Below are 20,939 nucleotides of genomic sequence, written 5' to 3'. Positions count from 1 at the left end.
CCCCGACACGACGAAGACTCATTCTTCACAAGGAGACAACAGCATTGTTGGATGCAACCAAGTTTGATGAACTGCGCATCGGCCTAGCCACGGCAGATGACATTCGCAAGTGGTCGTACGGCGAGGTCAAGAAGCCCGAGACCATCAACTACCGCACGCTCAAGCCCGAGAAGGACGGCCTGTTCGGCGAACAGATCTTCGGACCTTCCCGTGACTGGGAGTGCGCCTGCGGCAAGTACAAGCGCGTGCGCTTCAAGGGCATCGTCTGTGAGCGGTGCGGCGTCGAGGTCACGAAGTCGGCTGTGCGCCGCGAGCGCATGGGCCACATCGAGCTCGCAGCGCCCGTCACGCACATCTGGTACTTCAAGGGCGTTCCGAGCCGTCTCGGATACCTCCTCGACATGGCGCCGAAGGACCTCGAGAAGGTCATCTACTTCGCCGCGTACATGGTCATCTCCGTCGACACCGAGGGGCGTCGCGACGACCTCAGCGGTCTCGAGAGCGAGATGCGTCTTGAGCTCAAGAGCCTCAACGACCAGAAGGATGCGGCCATCGCGGCTCGCATGCTGCGGCTCGAGGAGGAGCTCGGTGCTCTCGAGGCAGAGGGCGCCAAGGCAGACCAGCTTCGCAAGACGAAGGACGCCGGCGAGAAGGAGATGGGTCAGCTCCGCAAGGGGTTCGACGAGGACATCACCCGCGTCGAGCGCGTCTTCGAGTCGTTCAAGAACCTGAAGGTCGGTGAGCTCAAGCCCGAGGACACCGACTTCCACGAGCTCGTCGACCGCTACGGCGACTACTTCGAGGCCTTCATGGGCGCGGAGTCGATCCAGAAGCGCCTGCAGAACTTCGACCTCAAGGCCGAAGGCGAGCTCCTGCGCACGCAGATCGCCGAGGGCAAGGGCCAGAAGAAGATCCGTGCCATCAAGCGACTCAAGGTCGTCTCGTCGTTCCTCGCGACGGGCAACAGCCCCGCCGCGATGGTCCTCGACGTCGTCCCGGTCATCCCGCCGGAGCTCCGCCCCATGGTGCAGCTCGACGGTGGCCGCTTCGCAACGAGCGACCTCAACGACCTCTACCGTCGTGTGATCAACCGCAACAACCGCCTCCGCCGCCTGCTCGACCTCGGTGCTCCCGAGATCATCGTGAACAACGAGAAGCGCATGCTCCAGGAGTCGGTCGACGCGCTGTTCGACAACGGTCGTCGTGGCCGCCCCGTCACGGGCACCGGCAACCGCGCTCTCAAGTCCCTCAGCGACATGCTGAAGGGCAAGCAGGGCCGCTTCCGCCAGAACCTCCTCGGAAAGCGCGTCGACTACTCGGGCCGTTCGGTCATCATCGTGGGCCCGCAGCTGCGCATGCACCAGTGCGGTCTCCCGAAGCAGATGGCGCTCGAGCTGTTCAAGCCGTACGTCATCAAGCGCCTGATCGACCTGCAGCACGCTTCCAACATCAAGGCAGCCAAGCGCGCCGTCGAGCGCGCGAAGCCCGAGGTGTGGGACGTCCTCGAAGAGGTCATCCGCGAGCGTCCCGTGCTGCTCAACCGCGCACCGACGCTGCACCGTCTGGGCATCCAGGCGTTCGAGCCGCTCCTCGTCGAGGGCAAGGCGATCCAGCTGCACCCGCTCGTCTGCGCGGCGTTCAACGCCGACTTCGACGGTGACCAGATGGCAGTCCACCTGCCCCTGTCGGTCGAGGCTCAGGCCGAGGCCCGCGTGCTCATGCTCGCGTCGAACAACATCCTCAAGCCGTCGGATGGCCGCCCCGTCACCCTGCCTTCGCAGGACATGGTCGCGGGTCTGTACCACCTGACGACGCTGCAGGACGATGTCGAGGGTGCTGGACGAGTCTTCTCGTCCACGGCCGAGGCGATCATGGCGTTCGACCAGGGCTCGCTCGACCTGAACGCACCCATCAGGCTCCGCCTCACGGGGATCACGTTCGAAGAGGGCAAGGCTCCGGAGGGCTACGTGCAGGGAGAGACCGCGCTCGTCGAGACGACGCTCGGCCGTGCTCGCTTCAACGAGCTGCTTCCTTCCGACTACCCCTACGTCGAGGACACGATGACCAAGGGACGTCTGTCCGGTGTCGTCAACTACCTCGCTGAGCGGTACTCGAAGGACGAGGTCGCAGAGACCCTTGACCGCATCAAGGACTCCGGCTTCTACTGGGCGACCCGCTCGGGCATCTCGATCGCGCTGAGCGACCTCGTGACGCCCGACTCGAAGCGCGAGATCGTCGAGCGCACCGAGGCTGAGGTCGCCGAGCTGCGCAACGAGTGGCAGGTCATGGGCGCGATCTCCGAGCAGGAGTACCGCGAAGAGGTCATCAAGAAGTGGGAAGCTGCAACCGCGCTCGTCGCCGACGAGATGCAGGCGGCCTTCCCGTCGACCAACTCCATCCACCGCATGGTCACGGCAGGTGCAAACGGAAACTGGCTGCAGGTTCGCCAGATCGCCGGTATGCGTGGCCTGGTCGCCAACCCGAAGGGTGAGACCATTCCTCGCCCGATCGTGCACTCGTACCGCGAGGGCCTGACGGTTGCCGAGTACTTCATCTCGACCCACGGTGCCCGCAAGGGTCTGGCCGACACGGCTCTCCGTACGGCCGACTCCGGCTACCTGACGCGTCGACTCGTCGACGTCTCGCAGGACGTCATCATCCGTGAGGACGACTGCGGCACCGCACGTGGTCTCGACATCCAGATCGCCCACATCACCGATGGCGGCGAGATCGTCGTCGACGACAACGTGGAGAACGCGGTCTACGCCCGCAGCATCTCGGTCGACGCAGTCGACGCCGACGGCAACGTCGTCGCAGCTGCAGGCACCGACATGGGCGACGTCGTCATCGACCAGCTCATGGATGCGGGCATCACCGAGGTCAAGATCCGCTCTGTCCTCACGTGCGAGTCCAGCGTCGGCGTCTGCGCGGCGTGCTACGGCCGCTCGCTCGCCACGGGCAACCTCGTCGACATCGGCGAGGCGGTCGGCATCATCGCGGCACAGTCCATCGGCGAGCCGGGCACCCAGCTCACGATGCGTACCTTCCACTCCGGTGGTGTGTCGAGCGCCGGTGACATCACGCAGGGTCTGCCGCGTGTCCAGGAGCTCTTCGAGGCCCGCACCCCGAAGGGCGCATCGCCGCTCGCCGAGGCCGCTGGTCGCATCGAGATCCAGGACACCGACAAGTCGCGCAAGATCGTCCTCATCCCGGACAACGGCGACGAGCCGCACATCTACCCGGTGCTGAAGCGCGCTGAGCTCCTCGTCGAGGATGGCCAGCACGTCGAGCACGGCCAGCAGCTGCACGAGGGTCCCATCGACCCGAAGGACGTGCTGCGCGTCAAGGGTGCTCGCGAGGTGCAGAAGTACCTCGTCAGCGGTGTGCAGGGCGTCTACCGTTCGCAGGGTGTGCCGATTCACGACAAGCACATCGAGGTCATCGTTCGTCAGATGCTCCGGAAGATCACGGTCATCGACCACGGCGAGACCGACATGCTGCCGGGTGAGCTGGCTGATGGACAGCGCTTCGCTTCCATCAACCGCGCAGCCGTCATGTCTGGCCGCAAGCCCGCGACCGGCCGTCAGGAAGTCATGGGAATCACGAAGGCGTCGCTTGCGACCGAGTCGTGGCTCTCGGCGGCTTCGTTCCAGGAGACGACCCGCGTGCTCACGCAGGCCGCCATGGAAGCGACGACCGACCCGCTGGTCGGCCTGAAGGAGAACGTCATCATCGGACGCCTCATCCCGGCCGGTACTGGTCTCACCAAGTACCGCGAGATGTCGGTCGAGCCGACCGACGAGGCTCGCGCCGAGCGGTACCCGTTCGGTGCCGATGAGGGCAGCTTCGACGAGAACGACCTCACCTTCGTGGACTTCGAGGCCTTCTCGAGCGACGACTTCGGCGGATCCAACTTCAGCTAGTCACTCGCTCGCGTCGACTCGACGCAGCTCCAGCGCGAACGCCCCCACCCGTCTCGGGTGGGGGCGTTCGTGCGTCTGCGGCTTGTCACCGACCCGATGCGTGCGGACGGCCCTAACGTTGGCCTCATGAGTGACGACACGCGCGCGCCTCGCCAGCCCTTCGATGACGGCCCGCAGCCGGAGGCCGGCGGAGGGACGGGCGAGCCCCGAGAGCTTCCGGACGCCCAGGACCAGCTGGAGGCCGCGCTTGCGCGCAGCCGAGGTATCGGCGAGGACGGCGACGTGCGCTCTGGCGACGTGCTCGCGGCGGACGACCTCGCGTTCGATGGGCGCGCTGAGGCACCGACCGATCCGGCGCTCGCCCCGCAGGACGACGTCGCGGTGGCATTCTCCGACCCGCTGGCCGCGGACGGCTCGACGGCTGCCGAGGCGGCAGACCCCAACGCCACGGTGGGCCTGGACCGCGAGGAGCTCGCAGCCGTGCTCGGCCACCAGCCTGATCGGGATGCCACTGAGCCACCTGCTGCGGAGTCCCACGCCGTCCCCGAGCAGACCGACGACGTCGACGTCGCCGCCCCGTCTCAGGATCTCGACCATGACATCTCGGAGCCGTCCGAGGCCGCTGATTCCGCGGACGTCCGCCCCGACGGCCGCGAGGGCCTCGTCGACTCGTACGGCTCCGTTCCCGTCGTCGACCGAGTGGTCGCCGAGGAGGATGATGCCGCCGACTTCCCGGTCACGGAGCCCGTGCCCGCACAGGAGCTGGCTGCCGACGCCATCGGCGCCGAATCCGTCGCCGCGATCACGGTGGACGCCGCCGGCTCGGCGACCGCCCCCGAGGACGAGCTCGACGCCCCGCGCCGGACCCTGGAGATCGACCGCACCGCTGCCCGCGTCGCGGCGGTGAACGCCGTCGCGCCTGTCGCCGCAGCAGCGCTCGACAGTGAACGAGCGGCTCAGAGGGATGCCGGCGATGCCGTGCAGGCGGAGGTCGTCGTCACGGAGACGGTGACCGAGCAGCTCGCCGACGACGGCGAGACGGTCGAGGCCGTCACCGTCACCGAGCGGGTCGATGTCGTGGAGGGCACCTCGGCCACGGACCCGGTTGTGCCCGCGGTGGCCGCAGAGACGTCAGGAGGGCTCGCTGAGGGTGACGGAGTCACGGAGGCAGACATCTCCTCGACCGAGGCTGAGGGCGACGCCACGGGCCCATCTGAGCGCCTGCGCGACGAGGGCGACGACGAGCGCGTCGCCGGAGCTGTCGCCACGACGTCCTCGACGGACGACGCGACCTTCGCCCCGCTGCGTCTCTCTGCCCCCACGGACAGCGACGACCTCGCGCCCGTGAAGCCGAAGAAACGCGGGAACCGGATGTTCGCCGTGTTCGTCGCGCTGGTCGCGGCCGTGGTGTTCGCCGCCCTGTATCTGCTGGCCTTCGCTGTGCTGCGCACGGCGTTCAACACCGGCCTCGACCCGATCGGCGAGGCTTCGGAGTTCGCCATAACGGCGGCCTTCACGGTGCCGGTGACGGTCTTCGCCGCGTTCGGAGTCATCTGGGCGCTCATCGTGAATCGCGCGGGCTGGTGGGCCTACGTGCTCGGGGGCTTCCTCGCTGCCGCGCTTGTCGTCCTCGGCTACTACTTCGGTGCCGCGCTGCAGCAGCACCTCGCGGATGGGCTGCCGCTCACGAACATCCGGATCGACGAGGTGATCGCGAAGTTCGGCGCCTCCGAGCACCTGCTCACGGCTCTGGTCGCGGCCATCGCGGCCCGGGAGGCCTTCACGTGGGTCGGAGGCATCGCGGCGGCACGCGGACGCCGGGTGTCCCGCGCGAACCGCAGGGCCAAGCTCAGCTACGAGAAGCGCATGGCCGATCGCGCCGCCGAGACTGCAGAGGCGAACGGAACGGCAGAGTGAGCGATGGCACGCAGCTCCGACGGCTGACGCTGCCGAGCGAGGAGTTCCCCGCTTTCCCAGCTGTGTCCCTCGAGGTCCCTGCCGGCTGGGAGCCGCTGCAGTGGGCGGGGTCGGTGCTCGGCGCCCGTCACCTGGTGGCGACCAACGGATTCAACCCGAACGTGCTGGTCACGATCGAGCGATGGCCTGGAACGATCTCGCCAGAGGATGCGCTCACCGTGCTCCGGCAGCGCATCACGCAGGGGGGTGGCAAGGAGCGATCCGCGGAGACGCTCGACCTGCCCCAGCTGTCCCACTACGTCGAGTCCACGCAGCGGGACCAGAGGCTGGGCGGACTCGAGGTCCGCTCGAAGATGGTGATCCTGCACCGTGGGCCTGTCACGGAGATCGTGACGGCTGTCGGGACGAGCACCGCAGGACAGTCGGCGCATATCGGCAAGGACATCGCTGGCATCGTCCGCGGCCTGCAGGTCGAGGTCACGTCCTGAGGAAGGCGGCTGCGAGCTCATGATCGAACGCTTCGATGCCGAGCTGCCGCCTGATCCCGGCTCCTCGTGGGGGAGGGCTGGGACGTGGGGTGCCGTCAGCGGCCTCGTGTTCGCGTCGCTCGTCATCGCGACGTGGGGATTCGTCTCCCTCGGCCTCGACAGGGACGTCATCGAGCTGCCAGGCGTCGGTGTCCTCGTGGCGCCATTGGCGGTGGCGGCCGCGACGGCCGTGGTCGCGCTCTCCGCGGCGGTTGCGCTCCGCAGGAGGTTCCTCGGCAAGCCGGGTTCGCTCTGGCTGTCGCTTCCGGGCAGCCTGCTCGCCTGGCTCGCGTTCGCGATCATGGCCGGCATCGCGGTATCGAGCTCCCGGCCGGAGCCGGGGGCGTCGGATGCGATCTCCACGCTTCCGAGCCAGGTCGCCGTGGGCCTCTCCACGAGTCCGTTCGGGATCGCGATCGTGCCGCTCGCGATCATCGTGATCATCGCCGTCCTCCTCTCGACGGCACGTCCGTCCGGACGCGATCGGGGTGTGGCTTGACCCTGCAAAACTGACGGGGTAGGATTTTTCGGTGCGCGCGCCCTGTCGCGCCCAAAACCGTGCGAACGTTGAAACTGTGTAAAACCGCAGCTCAGCGCGCAACTGTAAGCAACGCCAGTCGCCTCGACTGCGACCGCTTCACCAACCAGCGATACCAGAGATTTTGTACCGCCGGTCGGTTATCAAGAGGCAAACAGTGCCTCGTAGGCACAGGAATCGTGCTTACCACGATCACGCAGTACAAAACCAAGGAGATTATTCGTGCCAACAATTCAGCAGTTGGTCCGCAAGGGCCGCCGCCCCAAGGCGTCGGCGTCCAAGACGCCAGCCCTGAAGGCCAACCCTCAGCAGCGCGGGGTTTGCACCCGCGTCTACACGACGACGCCTAAGAAGCCGAACTCGGCGCTCCGCAAGGTTGCCCGTGTCAAGCTGTCGAACGGCACCGAGGTGACCGCCTACATCCCAGGTGAGGGCCACAACCTCCAGGAGCACTCGATGGTGCTCGTCCGTGGCGGCCGTGTGAAGGACCTCCCGGGTGTGCGGTACAAGATCGTCCGAGGTGCACTCGACACCCAGGCAGTGAAGAACCGCAAGCAGGCTCGCAGCCGTTACGGCGCGAAGATGGAGAAGAAGTAATGCCACGTAAGGGTCCAGCCCCCAAGCGCCCCGTGGTCGCCGACCCCGTGTACGGCGCCCCCATCGTCAGCCAGCTCGTCAACAAGATCCTTCTTGATGGCAAGAAGGGCCTCGCCGAGCGCATCGTCTACGACGCACTCGAGGGTGTCGCTGCCAAGTCCGAGCTCGACGCAGTCGCGACTCTGAAGAAGGCGCTCGACAACGTGCGCCCCACGCTCGAGGTTCGCTCGCGCCGCGTCGGTGGCTCGACCTACCAGGTCCCGGTCGAGGTCAAGCCTCACCGCGCCAACACGCTCGCTCTCCGCTGGCTCACGAGCTACGCGAAGAACCGTCGCGAGAAGTCGATGACCGAGCGCCTCACGAACGAGATCCTCGACGCATCCAACGGCCTCGGCGCCGCGGTGAAGCGCCGTGAAGACACGCACAAGATGGCCGAGTCGAACAAGGCCTTCGCGCACTACCGCTGGTAATCCAGCAGCTGGTAGCCCTCACCACTCTCGCTTCAATCCTTTCGGAGGACACCCGTGGCACAGGACGTGCTTACTGACCTGAACAAGGTCCGCAACATCGGCATCATGGCGCACATCGATGCTGGCAAGACGACAACCACCGAGCGCATCCTGTTCTACACCGGTGTCAACCACAAGCTCGGCGAGACGCATGACGGCGCCTCGACGACGGACTGGATGGAGCAGGAGCAGGAGCGTGGCATCACGATCACCTCCGCTGCTGTGACGTCGTTCTGGAAGAAGAACCAGATCAACATCATCGACACGCCTGGTCACGTCGACTTCACCGTCGAGGTGGAGCGTTCGCTCCGCGTCCTCGACGGTGCCGTCGCCGTGTTCGACGGCAAGGAGGGCGTTGAGCCCCAGTCGGAGACCGTCTGGCGTCAGGCTGACAAGTACGACGTCCCGCGCATCTGCTTCGTCAACAAGATGGACAAGCTCGGCGCCGACTTCTACTTCACGGTCGACACGATCATCAACCGCCTCGGCGCGAAGCCGCTCGTCATCCAGCTCCCCATCGGCGCTGAGAACGACTTCATCGGCGTCGTCGACCTGGTCGAGATGAACGCCAAGGTCTGGCCGAGCGACTCCAAGGGTGACACCACCCTGGGTGCTGCGTACGAGACCCAGGAGATCCCGGAAGACCTCAAGGAGCGCGCTGAGGAGTACCGCACGAAGCTGCTCGAGGCCGTCGCCGAGACCGACGACGCGCTCATGGAGCGCTTCTTCGCCGGCGAGGAGATCTCGATTCCCGAGATCAAGGCAGCCATCCGCAAGCTCACCGTCACGAGCGAGATGTACCCGGTGCTCTGCGGCTCCGCGTTCAAGAACCGCGGCGTCCAGCCGATGCTCGATGCCGTCGTCGACTACCTCCCGTCGCCGCTCGACGTTCCTGCCGTCATCGGCATGAACCCGCGTGACGAGTCGGAGGAGCTCACGCGTCGTCCGAGCGCCGACGAGCCCTTCGCGGCTCTCGCGTTCAAGATCGCCGTGCACCCGTTCTTCGGTCGCCTCATCTACACGCGCGTCTACTCGGGACACGTCCCGTCCGGCGCACAGGTCGTGAACTCCTCGAAGGGCAAGAAGGAGCGCATCGGGAAGATCTTCCAGATGCACGCCAACAAGGAGAACCCGGTCGAGTCGATGACCGCTGGACACATCTACGCCGTCATCGGCCTCAAGGACACCATGACCGGTGACACCCTGAGCGACCCTGACAAGCAGATCGTCCTCGAGTCGATGACCTTCCCGGACCCCGTCATCGAGGTCGCGATCGAGCCGAAGACCAAGGCCGACCAGGAGAAGCTCGGAACGGCTATCCAGAAGCTGGCCGAGGAAGACCCGACGTTCCGCGTCATGCTCGACCAGGAGACCGGTCAGACGGTCATCAAGGGCATGGGCGAGCTGCACCTCGACATCCTCGTCGACCGCATGAAGCGCGAATTCAAGGTCGAGGCGAACGTGGGCAAGCCCCAGGTCGCCTACCGCGAGACGCTCACGAAGGTCGTCGAGAAGTTCGACTACACCCACAAGAAGCAGACGGGTGGCTCCGGCCAGTTCGCCAAGATCCAGATCAAGCTCGAGCCGCTTGAGATGGACGCGGAGAAGACCTACGAGTTCGTGAACGCCGTCACCGGTGGTCGCGTGCCTCGTGAGTACATCCCTTCCGTGGATGCTGGCATCCAGGACGCCATGCAGGTCGGCGTCCTCGCCGGCTACCCGATGGTCGGCGTCAAGGCGTCGCTCCTCGATGGTGCTGCCCACGACGTCGACTCCTCGGAGATGGCGTTCAAGATCGCGGGCTCTATCGCGTTCAAGGAAGCAGCCCCCAAGGCCGGTCCCGTCATCCTCGAGCCGCTCATGTCGGTCGAGGTCCGTACTCCTGAGGAGTACATGGGCGACGTGATCGGCGACCTGAACTCCCGCCGCGGCCAGATCCAGTCGATGGAAGATGCCAGTGGCGTGAAGGTAGTGCGTGCACTCGTACCGCTGTCGGAGATGTTCGGATACATCGGTGACCTGCGCAGCAAGACCTCTGGTCGCGCTGTGTACTCGATGACGTTCGAAACCTACTCCGAGGTCCCCAAGGCCGTTGCCGAGGAGATCATCCAGAAGAACCGGGGCGAATAAGCCTCTACCGGCTCGGGTGACGCAGCGCGTCGCCCGAGCGGGTAACATTCATCACTGAAAACCCGGAAGTCCTTCTGCATCATTGGCGGATGGACACCAACGACGTCCTAGGAGGACCACAGTGGCCAAGGCCAAGTTCGAGCGGACCAAGCCGCACGTAAACATCGGAACGATCGGTCACGTCGACCACGGCAAGACCACGCTCACCGCAGCGATCTCGAAGGTGCTTGCTGACAAGTACCCTTCGGCGACCAACGTGCAGCGTGACTTCGCGTCGATCGACTCCGCTCCGGAAGAGCGTCAGCGCGGTATCACGATCAACATCTCCCACGTCGAGTACGAGACGCCCAAGCGTCACTACGCTCACGTCGATGCTCCGGGTCACGCCGACTACATCAAGAACATGATCACGGGCGCTGCGCAGATGGATGGCGCAATCCTCGTGGTCGCCGCAACCGACGGCCCCATGGCTCAGACGCGTGAGCACGTGCTGCTCGCCAAGCAGGTCGGCGTGCCGTACCTGGTCGTCGCGCTGAACAAGGCCGACATGGTTGACGACGAGGAGATCCTGGAGCTCGTCGAGCTCGAGGTTCGCGAGCTCCTCTCCAGCCAGGACTACCCCGGCGACGACGCTCCTGTCGTCCAGGTCTCCGGCCTCAAGGCACTTGAGGGCGACGAGGCTTGGGCCGAGAAGATCGTCGAGCTCATGCAGGCTGTCGACGACAACGTGCCGGAGCCCGTCCGCGACAAGGACAAGCCGTTCCTCATGCCCGTCGAGGACGTCTTCACGATCACCGGTCGTGGAACCGTCGTCACGGGTCGCGCCGAGCGTGGCACGCTCGCCATCAACTCGGACGTCGAGATCGTCGGACTCCGTCCGACCGTCAAGACGACCGTCACGGGTATCGAGATGTTCCACAAGCAGCTCGACGAGGCGTGGGCCGGTGAGAACTGTGGTCTGCTCCTTCGTGGCACCAAGCGTGAGGACGTCGAGCGCGGTCAGGTCATCGTCGCTCCCGGTTCCGTCACGCCGCACACGAACTTCGAGGGAACTGCCTACATCCTCTCGAAGGACGAGGGTGGCCGTCACAACCCGTTCTTCACGAACTACCGCCCGCAGTTCTACTTCCGCACCACGGACGTGACCGGCGTCATCACCCTGCCCGAGGGCAAGGAAATGATCATGCCCGGTGACACCACGGACATGACGGTCGAGCTCATCCAGCCGATCGCCATGGAAGAGGGCCTCGGCTTCGCAATCCGTGAGGGTGGCCGCACGGTCGGCGCCGGCACGGTGACGAAGATCAACAAGTAAGCTTCCAGCTCACTTCGCAGTGGGGTCGGACCTTCGGGTCCGGCCCCATTTCGTGTTTTCATCCGTTTTCACGGAGTCGAGATGCGAGCTACACTCGTCTCTCGTGTGCCGGGTCGAAGCCTGCCCCTTCCCTGGCGCTGATCGGTCGCCTCCGCATCCCCAGCCGAGGGCCATCCATCGCCTCAGTGCAGTCAGGGAGCACGACGTATGTCCGTACGCGCAGAACGCCCGACGAGCGTGCCAGCTCGGCCGGAGCCGAATCGCTACCGCTCGGACATCCAGGGCCTGCGCGCGATCGCCTCGCTGCTCGTCGCGTCGTTCCACATCTGGTTCGGCACGGTCTCCGGCGGTGTCGACCTCTTCTTCGTCCTCGGCGGGTTCCTGCTGGCGACGACGCTTGTCGGCGAGCTCGAGCGACGGGGGAGCATCCGCGCCTGGCAGTACGTCAAGCGCACGGCCACCCGGCTCTTCCCGATGGCCGGACTCGTCCTCATCGTGGTCTCAGCAGTGCTCCTCATGACCGAGTCGCCGCTGTCGTTCCAGCGCAACGTGACGGATATCTTCGCCGCCGCGACGTACTGGGAGAACTGGCGGTTGGCGGGGGACGCAACCGACTACATCTCCGCGGGGCACGACAAGTCGGCCGTGCAGCACTTCTGGGCGATGTCGGTCCAGGGGCAGGCGACGCTGCTGCTGCTCGCATTCGTGCTCATCCTGGGGGCCATTGCGAAGCTCGCGAAGTGGCGTGTGCGTCGTGTCGCTACTGCGGGATTCGCGCTCCTCACTGCAGCATCGCTCATTTACGCGCTCAACGGCGTCGCGAGCGATCCTGTGCCCACCTACTACAGCACCTGGGCCCGCCTCTGGGAGTTCGGCATCGGCGCCGTCGCCGCGCTCGTGATGACGCGTATCCACCTGCCGAAGACCGTGCGAGCGCTTCTCGGCAGCCTCGGCCTCGCACTCGTGCTCACCGCGGGTCTCCTCCCGAGCGAATGGCCGTACCCGGGCCTCATCGCCCTGTACCCCGTCGGGGGTGCGCTCCTCGTGCTCATCTCAGGTGCCTCCGGGGAGCTCTCCGGCGGGAATCGTCTGCTTACATGGCGACCGCTCGTCTGGCTCGGCGGCTTCTCGTACGGCCTGTACCTGTGGAGCTGGCCGATCCTCAAGCTCTTCGTCGAGCTCTTTCCCGAGCGCAGCGAGCCGGTGTCGTTCTTCGACGGTCTCCTGCTCCTCGCTGTGTCCATCGCCGTCGCCTGGGCGATGTCGCGCTTCCTCGCGTTCCTTGGCCGCGTCCGCAATCCGGTGGCCCAGGTGGATTCGACGGCACCGAGATGGAAGCGCAATCCCCGGCTGCTGACCTCGGTCAGTGTGCCGTTGATCGCCATCGTGGCCTTCGTGGGTGTGCAGCTCGCGCCTGGCCTGCGCCAGGAGGCCATCGCAGACCTCGGTCCCGGGCAGACCGTCACGAGCGAGCAGCAGTTGAGCCTCGCGATCACCGAGGCGCTCCTCGAGCCGACCGCGCTCAACGGCGAGGCGGTCTCGGGATGGGATGCACTCGGCCCGGAATGGTCGGTGAACGGCTGCCTGACGGTCACCGACGACAATCGAGCCAACTGCCGCTACGCACCCGAAGATGCCGATCAGGATTCCGGCGAAGAGCTCTGGATCGTCGGCGACTCGCAGGCTGTCTCCTGGGCACCCGGCGTCCGGGCAGCTGTCGGTGACGAGACGACCGTGCAACTGCTCGGCAAGAGCATGTGCCCCTTCACTCAGGGCGCAGCCCTCGACAGATCGGGCGACATGAAGGACGAGTGCGCCGCCCACAACAACTGGGTCATGGAGCTCGCTGCTGCGGACCGACCGGACACGGTGATCATCTCCTATGGCGGCTGGTGGGTGGGGGAGCAGTTCGGTGACCTCGCGTGGAACAAGGGAACCACGCTCGGCGAGGGCTCCGTTGAACTGGTCCGCGAGCTCACCGAGATGGGAATCGACGTCATCTGGCTCGACGCAGTGACTCCCGCCAACTCCCTGGACGCCTGCCTCGCCGCATCGACGCGACAACAGGCCGAGGAATCCTGCACGAGCGCCTTCGGGCCGGAGTTCGTGGAGCGTCGCGATCACCAGGCCGAGCAGATGGCGGCAGGCGGAGCCGCGGTCGTCCGGACTTCTGACTGGTTCTGCGACGTGGAGCTCGGGCTCTGCCCCCTCGTCGTCGCTGGGATCTCCGTGCATTCGGACCCGACGCACGTGGGTCGCGAGTACTCGGTGTTCCTCGCCGATGTCATCGCGCAGGGCCTCGCGGACGCGCGCGCCGAGTGACCAGCGAAATCCGCGACACGCCCGGGTTGCAAGAACAGGCCTCCCCGGTCTAAACTCGGTGAGTTCAGTATTTCGGGGCACGGCGCTAGTCGTGTGTTCGAATCACTGCCCGGAGTGTGCATAAGCGCCCCGCGTCGCAAGACGCCTGGTGTGCAGCTTAGGCCGCCGGCAGCAGAGCAAAGCTCCGGCCAAAGGAAGACACCTCACCGAGGTCGAATCCCGAAGGCCGTCCATCAGCTTGAGTACACTCCTGTGCTCCGAGCAGGTGAACTTGACAGAAAAACAGTGGTGCGAATCCCGGCGTGAAGACGCCACGGGGTTGCATGCGAAGCCGCAATGGCGGCACGTCATTGAGAGAGAGAGTCAACCATGGCGGGACAGAAGATCCGCATTCGACTGAAGTCGTATGACCACGAGGTCATCGACAGCTCGGCGCGCAAGATCGTCGACACCGTAACCCGTGCTGGCGCCTCCGTCATCGGTCCGGTGCCCCTGCCTACCGAGAAGAACGTGATCGCTGTGATCCGTAGCCCTCACAAGTACAAGGACAGCCGCGAGCACTTCGAGATGCGCACCCACAAGCGTCTGATCGACATTGTCGACCCGACGCCGAAGGCCGTCGACTCGCTCATGCGCCTCGACCTTCCGGCCGATGTCAACATCGAGATCAAGCTCTAGGGAAACACATGTCTACCGCTACCAAGACGTTCAAGGGTCTGCTGGGCACGAAGCTCGGCATGACCCAGGTCTGGGACGCTGAAAACCGTCTCGTCCCCGTCACGGTCATCCAGGTGAGCACCAACGTCGTCACCGAGATCATGACCGTCGAAAAGAACGGCTACGAAGCCGTTCAGATCGCCGCAGGCGCGATCGACCCGCGCAAGGTGAACAAGCCGGCAGCCGGCAAGTTCGCAGCAGCGGGCGTCACGCCTCGCCGCCACATCACCGAGCTCCGCACCGCTGATGCAGCCTCGTACACGATCGGTCAGGAGCTCGGCGCAGACACGTTCGAGCCCGGCACCAAGATCGACGTCGTCGGCACCAGCAAGGGCAAGGGCTTCGCCGGTGTCATGAAGCGTCACAACTTCTCCGGTGTCGGCGCATCTCACGGTGCGCACAAGAACCACCGTCGCCCCGGCTCCATCGGTGCCTCCGCGACCCCCAGCCGTGTCTTCAAGGGCACGCGCATGGCTGGCCGGATGGGTGGCGACCGCGTCACCGTCCAGAACCTCACGGTTCACGCAGCCGACGCCGAGAAGGGCATCCTCCTCGTCAAGGGTGCTGTCCCCGGCCCCAAGGGTCGTCTCGTTTTCGTTCGCAACGCAGTGAAGGGGGCCTAGTTTCCTATGGCAACCAAGATTGACGTCACCGACGCAGCCGGCAAGAAGTCCGGCTCGGTCGAACTGCCTGCCGCCATCTTCGACGCGCAGACCAACGTCCCGCTGATCCACCAGGTCGTCGTCGCACAGCGTGCGGCTGCTCGTCAGGGCACGCACAAGACGAAGAACCGTGGAGAGGTTTCCGGCTCCGGTCGCAAGCCGTTCAAGCAGAAGGGCACCGGCCGCGCCCGTCAGGGTTCGGTCCGCATGCCGCAGCACAAGGGTGGTGGCGTCGTCCACGGACCGACGCCGCGCGACTACTCGCAGCGCACCCCCAAGAAGATGATTGCCGCCGCCCTCATCGGCGCACTGAGCGACCGCGCACGCGGTGGCCACCTGCACATCGTCGACTCCCTCGTCACGGGCGAGAAGGCCTCGACCAAGGTCGCAGCCGCAGCAATCGCGAAGGTCGCGGCGGGACGCAACATCCTCGTCGTCCTCGACCGCAGCGACGAGCTCAGCCTGCTGAGCGTCCGCAACCTGCAGGCACTTCACGTGCTCTTCGTGGACCAGCTCAACGCCTACGACGTCCTCGTCTCGGACGACATCCTCTTCACGAAGGCTGCTTACGACGCGTTCGTCGAGAGCAAGACCAGCAAGGAGCAGGGCGCATGAGCGCAAACAACAAGGACCCGCGCGACATCATCTTCGCGCCGGTGATCTCCGAGAAGAGCTACAGCCTGATCGACCAGGGCAAGTACACCTTCGAGGTCGACCCCCGTTCGAACAAGACCGAGATCAAGCTCGCTATCGAGCAGATCTTCGACGTCAAGGTCGACAAGGTCAACACCTTGAACCGCACGGGCAAGACGCGCCGCACCCGCTTCGGGCTCGGCAAGCGCAAGGACACCAAGCGCGCCATCGTCTCGCTCAAGTCCGGCACCATCGACATCTTCTCGAACGCCGGTTAATCGAGAGCACAGAGGACGAATTCACATGGCTATTCGCAATTACAAGCCCACGACGCCAGGTCGTCGTGGAGCCTCGGTGTCCGAGTTCACCGAGATCACGCGCTCGACTCCCGAAAAGTCGCTGCTCCGCCCCCTCACCAAGTCGGGTGGACGCAACAACCAGGGACGCATCACGACCCGTCACATCGGTGGTGGCCACAAGCGCCAGTACCGCGTCATCGACTTCCGTCGTAACGACAAGGACGGCGTGAACGCCAAGGTCGCTCACATCGAGTACGACCCCAACCGCACCGCTCGTATCGCGCTGCTGCACTTCTTCGACGGATCCAAGCGCTACATCCTGGCTCCCAACAAGCTCAAGCAGGGCGACATCATCGAGTCGGGCGCTGGCGCCGACATCAAGCCGGGCAACAACCTCCCGCTTCGCAACATCCCGACCGGTACGGTCATCCACGCCATCGAGCTCCGCCCAGGCGGCGGCGCGAAGATGGCGCGCTCGGCCGGAGCCTCCGTTCGCCTCGTTGCGAAGGACGGCCCCTACGCCCAGCTGCGTCTGCCGAGCGGCGAAGTCCGCAACGTCGACGTGCGCTGCCGCGCGACGATCGGCGAGGTCGGCAACGCCGAGCAGTCGAACATCAACCTGGGCAAGGCCGGCCGCAAGCGCTGGCTCGGCGTTCGCCCGACGGTCCGTGGTGTCGTCATGAACCCGGTCGACCACCCGCACGGTGGTGGTGAGGGCCGCACATCCGGTGGACGTCACCCGGTGAGCCCCTGGGGTAAGCCAGAAGGCCGCACCCGTCGCCCCAACAAGGAGAGCGACAAGCTCATCGTCCGCCGTCGCCCTGCCGGCAAGAAGCGTAAGTAGGAGATCAGAAGATGCCTCGCAGTCTCAAGAAGGGCCCCTTCGTCGACGAACACCTCTTCCAGAAGGTGGTCAAGCAGAACGAAGCTGGCTCGAAGAACGTCATCAAGACCTGGTCGCGCCGATCGATGATCGTGCCGGACATGCTCGGCCACACCATCGCCGTGCACGACGGTCGCAAGCACATCCCCGTGTTTGTCACCGAAACCATGGTCGGCCACAAGCTCGGCGAGTTTGCACCGACCCGCACCTTCCGTGGACACGAGAAGGACGACAAGAAGGGTCGTCGCCGCTAACGCGGCGACGTGAAGGAGGAAAATATGGTGGAGTCAACCGCACGCGTGCGGCACATCCGCGTCACCCCTCAGAAGGCTCGTCGCGTCGTCAACTTGATCCGCGGCAAGCAGGCGCTCGAAGCGCTCGCGATCCTGAAGTTCGCACCTCAGGGTGCCTCTGAGCCGGTCTACAAGGTCGTTGCATCCGCAATCGCCAACGCACGTGTCAAGGCAGACAAGGAAAGCCAGTTCCTTGACGAGCGCGACCTCTACATCGCCAAGGCGTTCGTAGACGAGGGTGCAACCCTCAAGCGCTTCCGTCCACGTGCACAGGGACGAGCATTCCGCATCAACAAGCGCACAAGCCACATCACGGTTGTGCTGGCGACGCCGGAGCTCGCCGAGGCCGAGAAGGGGAGCAGCAAGTAATGGGCCAGAAGATCAATCCGTACGGCTTCCGTCTCGGAATCACGACCGACCACGTCTCCCGCTGGTACGCAGACTCGACCAAGCCGGGTCAGCGCTACAGCGACTACGTCAAGGAAGACATCCGCATTCGCGAGTATCTCCAGAAGACACTCGACCGTGCAGGCGTCTCCCGCATCGAGATCGAGCGCACGCGTGACCGCGTTCGCGTCGACATCTACACGGCACGCCCCGGCATCGTCATCGGACGACGCGGAGCAGAGGCCGAGCGCATCCGCGCCGACCTCGAGAAGCTCACGGGCAAGCAGATCCAGCTGAACATCCTCGAGGTCAAGAACCCCGAGGCTGACGCTCAGCTGGTCGCGCAGGGCATCGCCGAGCAGCTCTCTGCTCGTGTCGCCTTCCGCCGTGCGATGCGCAAGGGCCTCCAGGGCGCTCAGCGTGCAGGTGCCAAGGGCATCCGCATCCAGGTCTCCGGCCGCCTCGGCGGTGCTGAGATGAGCCGCTCGGAGTTCTACCGCGAGGGACGCGTTCCGCTGCACACGCTCCGCGCCAACATCGACTACGGCTTCTACGAGGCCAAGACCACTTACGGTCGCATCGGTGTCAAGGTGTGGATCTACAAGGGCGACATGACCAACAAGGAACTCGCCCGCGAACAGGCCAACCAGAAGTCGTCCCGTGGGGACCGTAACGACCGCTCACGCCGTGGCCCGCGCCGCGACAACGAGAAGCAGGTCGCCGCAGGAGTTGAGGCGTAACCATGTTGATTCCACGTCGAGTCAAGCACCGTAAGCAGCACCGCCCGGACCGTAGCGGCATGTCGAAGGGTGGCAACACCGTATCGTTCGGCGAGTTCGGCATCCAGGCGCTCACCCCGTCCTACGTGACCAACCGTCAGATCGAGGCAGCTCGTATCGCCATGACGCGTCACATCAAGCGTGGCGGCAAGGTCTGGATCAACATCTACCCGGACCGCCCGATGACCGCTCGCCCCGCCGAGACCCGCATGGGTTCCGGTAAGGGTGCAGTCGACTCCTGGGTTGCGAACGTCAAGCCCGGCCGCGTCCTCTTCGAGGTCGCCGGCGTCAGCGAGGAGCTCGCTCGCGAGGCCCTCACGCGCGCCATCCACAAGCTGCCGCTCAAGGCACGCATCATTTCGCGCGAGGAAGGCGAGTAATCATGGCGATTGGTACCAAGGAGCTCGCCACCACCGAGCTCGACAACTTCGAAGACGGACGTCTCGTCGAGGAGCTCAAGAAGGCCAAGGAAGAGCTGTTCAACCTGCGCTTCCAGGCCGTGACCAACCAGGTCGAAGAGCGCGGACGCATCCGTCAGGTCAAGCGCGACATCGCGCGCATCTACACGGTGATCCGCGAGCGTGAGCTCGGGATCCGCGCAACCCCGGCCCCGGTCGAGAAGCCGGCCAAGAAGTCGAAGGCCGCCAAGGCTTCGAAGAAGGCCGAAGCCTCCGAGGCTGCGCCCGAGGCTGAGAACGAGGAGACCAAGTAATGGCTGAAAGCACGACACAGCCCGAGGCAACGGAAGAAGCGCACGAGCGCAACTACCGCAAGACCCGGCGCGGCTACGTCACGAGCGACAAGATGGAAAAGACCATCACCGTCTCGGTGGAAGAGCGCGTCAAGCACCCCCTCTACGGCAAGGTGCTCCGCCGCTCGAGCAAGGTCAAGGCGCACGACGCCGACAACCAGGCCGGCATCGGCGACCTCGTCCTGATTGCAGAGACCCGTCCCCTCAGCGCTACCAAGCGCTGGCGCCTGGTCGAGATCCTGGAGAAGGCGAAGTAGGCCTCGCCTCTTCGACCACTCAGCGAAGGAATTTGACAGATGCTTCAGCAAGAATCACGAGTCCGTGTCGCCGACAACACCGGCGCCAAGGAACTCCTCACGATCCGCGTACTCGGTGGCTCCGGCCGCCGCTACGCGGGGATCGGTGACGTCATCGTCGCGACCGTCAAGGACGCGATCCCCGGCGGAAACCTCAAGAAGGGTGAGGTCGTCAAGGCCGTCATCGTTCGCACAGTCAAGTCGACCCGTCGTCCCGACGGTTCGTACATCAAGTTCGACGAGAACGCAGCCGTCATCCTCAAGGGTGACAACGAGCCGCGTGGCACTCGAATCTTCGGACCGGTCGGTCGCGAACTCCGCGACAAGAAGTTCATGAAGATCGTGTCGCTCGCGCCGGAGGTGATTTAACCCATGGCAACGATCCGCAAGGGCGACCTGGTCCAGGTCATCTCGGGCCCGAGCCAGGCTCGTGGTGGAGACCGCGGCAAGCAGGGCGAAGTGCTCGAGGTGCTCCGCGAAGAGAACCGCATTCTCGTTCAGGGAATCAACTTCGTGACCAAGCACGTTCGCGTCGGACAGACGCAGCGTGGCACGAAGACGGGTGGCATCGAGACCGTCGAGGCCCCCATCCACATCTCCAACGTCGCACTCGTCGACCCCGAGACCAAGCAGCCGGCTCGCACCGGTGTGCAGGTCGAAGAGGTCACGAAGGACGGCGTGACCAAGACGGTGCGCACGCGCGTCTTCAAGCCATCGCGCCGCGCTGCGAAGCCGGCCAAGGTCGAGAAGGCCGCCAAGGCCGACAAGGCTGAGAAGGCTGAGAAGAAGCCCGCGACGAAGGCCAAGGCCGCCGCACCGAAGAAGAAGGACGACGAGTAGATATGACTGACATCGCCACGGAGGCTGGCAAAATCCAGCCCCGTCTCAAGCTGAAGTACCGCGACGAGCTCAAGGCTCAGCTGCAGGCAGACCTCGGCGTGAGCAACGTCCACCAGGTTCCCGGTCTCGTGAAGATCGTCGTGAACATGGGTGTTGGCGAAGCAGCTCGCGACGGAAAGATCATCGAGGGTGCCATCACGGACCTCACGGCGATCACCGGTCAGAAGCCGAAGGTCACGAAGGCCACGAAGTCGATCGCACAGTTCAAGCTGCGCGAAGGACAGCCGATCGGCGCGCACGTCACACTGCGCGGCGACCGCATGTGGGAATTCCTCGACCGCCTGCTCTCGCTCGCTCTTCCCCGTATCCGCGACTTCCGTGGTCTCAACGACCGCCAGTTCGACGGAAACGGAAACTACACCTTCGGCCTCACGGAGCAGGTAATGTTCCATGAGATCGATCCAGACAAGATCGACCGCACACGCGGTATGGACATCACCGTCGTCACGACGGCGAAGAACGACGAAGATGGGCGCGCTCTCCTGGGCAAGCTCGGCTTCCCGTTCCAGGCCGGTCTCCAGCAGAACTAGTCTGAACACCCGAGGGTCACGGCGTATGCCG

The 20,939-nt window shown here is 65.1% G+C and carries 22 protein-coding genes and 1 pseudogene; all 23 read left to right on the top strand.

Going from position 1 to position 20,939, the window contains the following annotated elements:
• Window positions 1-44: 44 nt before the first annotated feature.
• The 23 genes and pseudogenes from C5B99_RS12935 (at window position 45) to rplE (ending at window position 20,908) form a co-directional block, all read left to right on the top strand.
• Entirely contained in the window at window positions 45-3,923 is a 3,879-nt protein-coding gene (locus C5B99_RS12935) for a DNA-directed RNA polymerase subunit beta' (RefSeq protein ID WP_104242696.1), read from the top strand.
• Between the two features lie 126 nt (window positions 3,924-4,049).
• Complete coding sequence (locus tag C5B99_RS12930; protein ID WP_104242694.1) at window positions 4,050-5,840, top strand: hypothetical protein; 1,791 nt, start codon at window positions 4,050-4,052, stop codon at window positions 5,838-5,840.
• A complete protein-coding gene (locus C5B99_RS12925) occupies window positions 5,837-6,328 on the top strand; it encodes a hypothetical protein (RefSeq protein WP_104242692.1) in 492 nt (163 codons plus the stop codon). The genes C5B99_RS12930 and C5B99_RS12925 overlap by 4 nt, the downstream gene beginning before the upstream one ends.
• A gap of 19 nt (window positions 6,329-6,347) precedes the next feature.
• Window positions 6,348-6,866 carry a hypothetical protein gene (locus C5B99_RS12920; protein WP_104242690.1) on the top strand — a complete coding sequence of 173 codons (519 nt, stop codon included), beginning with the start codon at window positions 6,348-6,350 and terminating at the stop codon, window positions 6,864-6,866.
• 261 nt (window positions 6,867-7,127) lie between these two features.
• Entirely contained in the window at window positions 7,128-7,502 is a 375-nt protein-coding gene (gene rpsL, locus C5B99_RS12915) for a 30S ribosomal protein S12 (protein ID WP_068479306.1), read from the top strand.
• Window positions 7,502-7,972, top strand: coding sequence for a 30S ribosomal protein S7 (rpsG, locus tag C5B99_RS12910; RefSeq protein ID WP_068479304.1), 471 nt, complete (start codon window positions 7,502-7,504; stop codon window positions 7,970-7,972). The genes rpsL and rpsG overlap by 1 nt, the downstream gene beginning before the upstream one ends.
• A 54-nt stretch (window positions 7,973-8,026) precedes the next feature.
• The gene (gene fusA, locus C5B99_RS12905) at window positions 8,027-10,141 is read left to right on the top strand and encodes an elongation factor G (RefSeq protein ID WP_104242688.1); all 2,115 of its coding nucleotides are present in this window, start codon (window positions 8,027-8,029) and stop codon (window positions 10,139-10,141) included.
• A gap of 121 nt (window positions 10,142-10,262) precedes the next feature.
• Window positions 10,263-11,456 (top strand): elongation factor Tu, encoded by a 1,194-nt coding sequence (tuf, locus tag C5B99_RS12900; RefSeq protein WP_104242686.1) that lies wholly within the window; start codon window positions 10,263-10,265, stop codon window positions 11,454-11,456.
• Window positions 11,457-11,663: 207 nt separating this feature from the next.
• Window positions 11,664-13,778, top strand: a complete 2,115-nt coding sequence (locus tag C5B99_RS12895) for an acyltransferase family protein (RefSeq protein WP_104242684.1) — start codon at window positions 11,664-11,666, stop codon at window positions 13,776-13,778.
• A 369-nt stretch (window positions 13,779-14,147) separates the two neighbouring features.
• Window positions 14,148-14,456 carry a 30S ribosomal protein S10 gene (gene rpsJ / locus C5B99_RS12890; protein WP_068479296.1) on the top strand — a complete coding sequence of 103 codons (309 nt, stop codon included), beginning with the start codon at window positions 14,148-14,150 and terminating at the stop codon, window positions 14,454-14,456.
• A gap of 8 nt (window positions 14,457-14,464) precedes the next feature.
• Window positions 14,465-15,118: a 50S ribosomal protein L3 gene (gene rplC, locus C5B99_RS12885; RefSeq protein ID WP_104242682.1), complete on the top strand. Its 654-nt coding sequence runs from the start codon at window positions 14,465-14,467 to the stop codon at window positions 15,116-15,118.
• A gap of 6 nt (window positions 15,119-15,124) precedes the next feature.
• Window positions 15,125-15,772, top strand: coding sequence for a 50S ribosomal protein L4 (gene rplD, locus C5B99_RS12880; RefSeq protein ID WP_104242680.1), 648 nt, complete (start codon window positions 15,125-15,127; stop codon window positions 15,770-15,772).
• Complete coding sequence (gene rplW, locus C5B99_RS12875) at window positions 15,769-16,068, top strand: 50S ribosomal protein L23 (RefSeq protein WP_068479290.1); 300 nt, start codon at window positions 15,769-15,771, stop codon at window positions 16,066-16,068. Before rplD ends, rplW begins: the two co-directional genes overlap by 4 nt.
• A gap of 25 nt (window positions 16,069-16,093) precedes the next feature.
• Entirely contained in the window at window positions 16,094-16,933 is an 840-nt protein-coding gene (gene rplB, locus C5B99_RS12870; RefSeq protein WP_068479288.1) for a 50S ribosomal protein L2, read from the top strand.
• Window positions 16,934-16,944: 11 nt separating this feature from the next.
• Complete coding sequence (rpsS, locus tag C5B99_RS12865) at window positions 16,945-17,226, top strand: 30S ribosomal protein S19 (RefSeq protein ID WP_068479286.1); 282 nt, start codon at window positions 16,945-16,947, stop codon at window positions 17,224-17,226.
• Window positions 17,227-17,250: 24 nt separating this feature from the next.
• The gene (gene rplV / locus C5B99_RS12860) at window positions 17,251-17,634 is read left to right on the top strand and encodes a 50S ribosomal protein L22 (RefSeq protein ID WP_104242678.1); all 384 of its coding nucleotides are present in this window, start codon (window positions 17,251-17,253) and stop codon (window positions 17,632-17,634) included.
• A complete protein-coding gene (rpsC, locus tag C5B99_RS12855) occupies window positions 17,634-18,392 on the top strand; it encodes a 30S ribosomal protein S3 (protein WP_104242676.1) in 759 nt (252 codons plus the stop codon). The genes rplV and rpsC overlap by 1 nt, the downstream gene beginning before the upstream one ends.
• Window positions 18,393-18,394: 2 nt before the next feature.
• Window positions 18,395-18,811, top strand: a complete 417-nt coding sequence (gene rplP / locus C5B99_RS12850; RefSeq protein WP_068479279.1) for a 50S ribosomal protein L16 — start codon at window positions 18,395-18,397, stop codon at window positions 18,809-18,811.
• Window positions 18,812-18,813: 2 nt separating this feature from the next.
• Window positions 18,814-19,143: a 50S ribosomal protein L29 gene (gene rpmC / locus C5B99_RS12845; RefSeq protein WP_104242674.1), complete on the top strand. Its 330-nt coding sequence runs from the start codon at window positions 18,814-18,816 to the stop codon at window positions 19,141-19,143.
• On the top strand, window positions 19,143-19,439 hold the full coding sequence (rpsQ, locus tag C5B99_RS12840; RefSeq protein ID WP_104242672.1) for a 30S ribosomal protein S17: 297 nt from the start codon (window positions 19,143-19,145) through the stop codon (window positions 19,437-19,439). Before rpmC ends, rpsQ begins: the two co-directional genes overlap by 1 nt.
• 39 nt (window positions 19,440-19,478) lie before the next feature.
• Window positions 19,479-19,847: a 50S ribosomal protein L14 gene (rplN, locus tag C5B99_RS12835; protein ID WP_068479273.1), complete on the top strand. Its 369-nt coding sequence runs from the start codon at window positions 19,479-19,481 to the stop codon at window positions 19,845-19,847.
• A gap of 3 nt (window positions 19,848-19,850) precedes the next feature.
• Window positions 19,851-20,195 (top strand): annotated as a pseudogene (gene rplX, locus C5B99_RS12830) (50S ribosomal protein L24); the annotation flags it as partial.
• Between the two features lie 125 nt (window positions 20,196-20,320).
• Window positions 20,321-20,908, top strand: coding sequence for a 50S ribosomal protein L5 (gene rplE / locus C5B99_RS12825; protein ID WP_104242668.1), 588 nt, complete (start codon window positions 20,321-20,323; stop codon window positions 20,906-20,908).
• The last annotated feature ends 31 nt before the right edge of the window (window positions 20,909-20,939 follow it).

This window comes from Pseudoclavibacter sp. Z016 (assembly GCF_002931215.1).
Lineage (GTDB): Bacteria > Actinomycetota > Actinomycetes > Actinomycetales > Microbacteriaceae > Pseudoclavibacter.
Note: the sequence above shows the minus strand (reverse complement) of the source record. Positions and strands in the feature narration are given on the sequence as shown.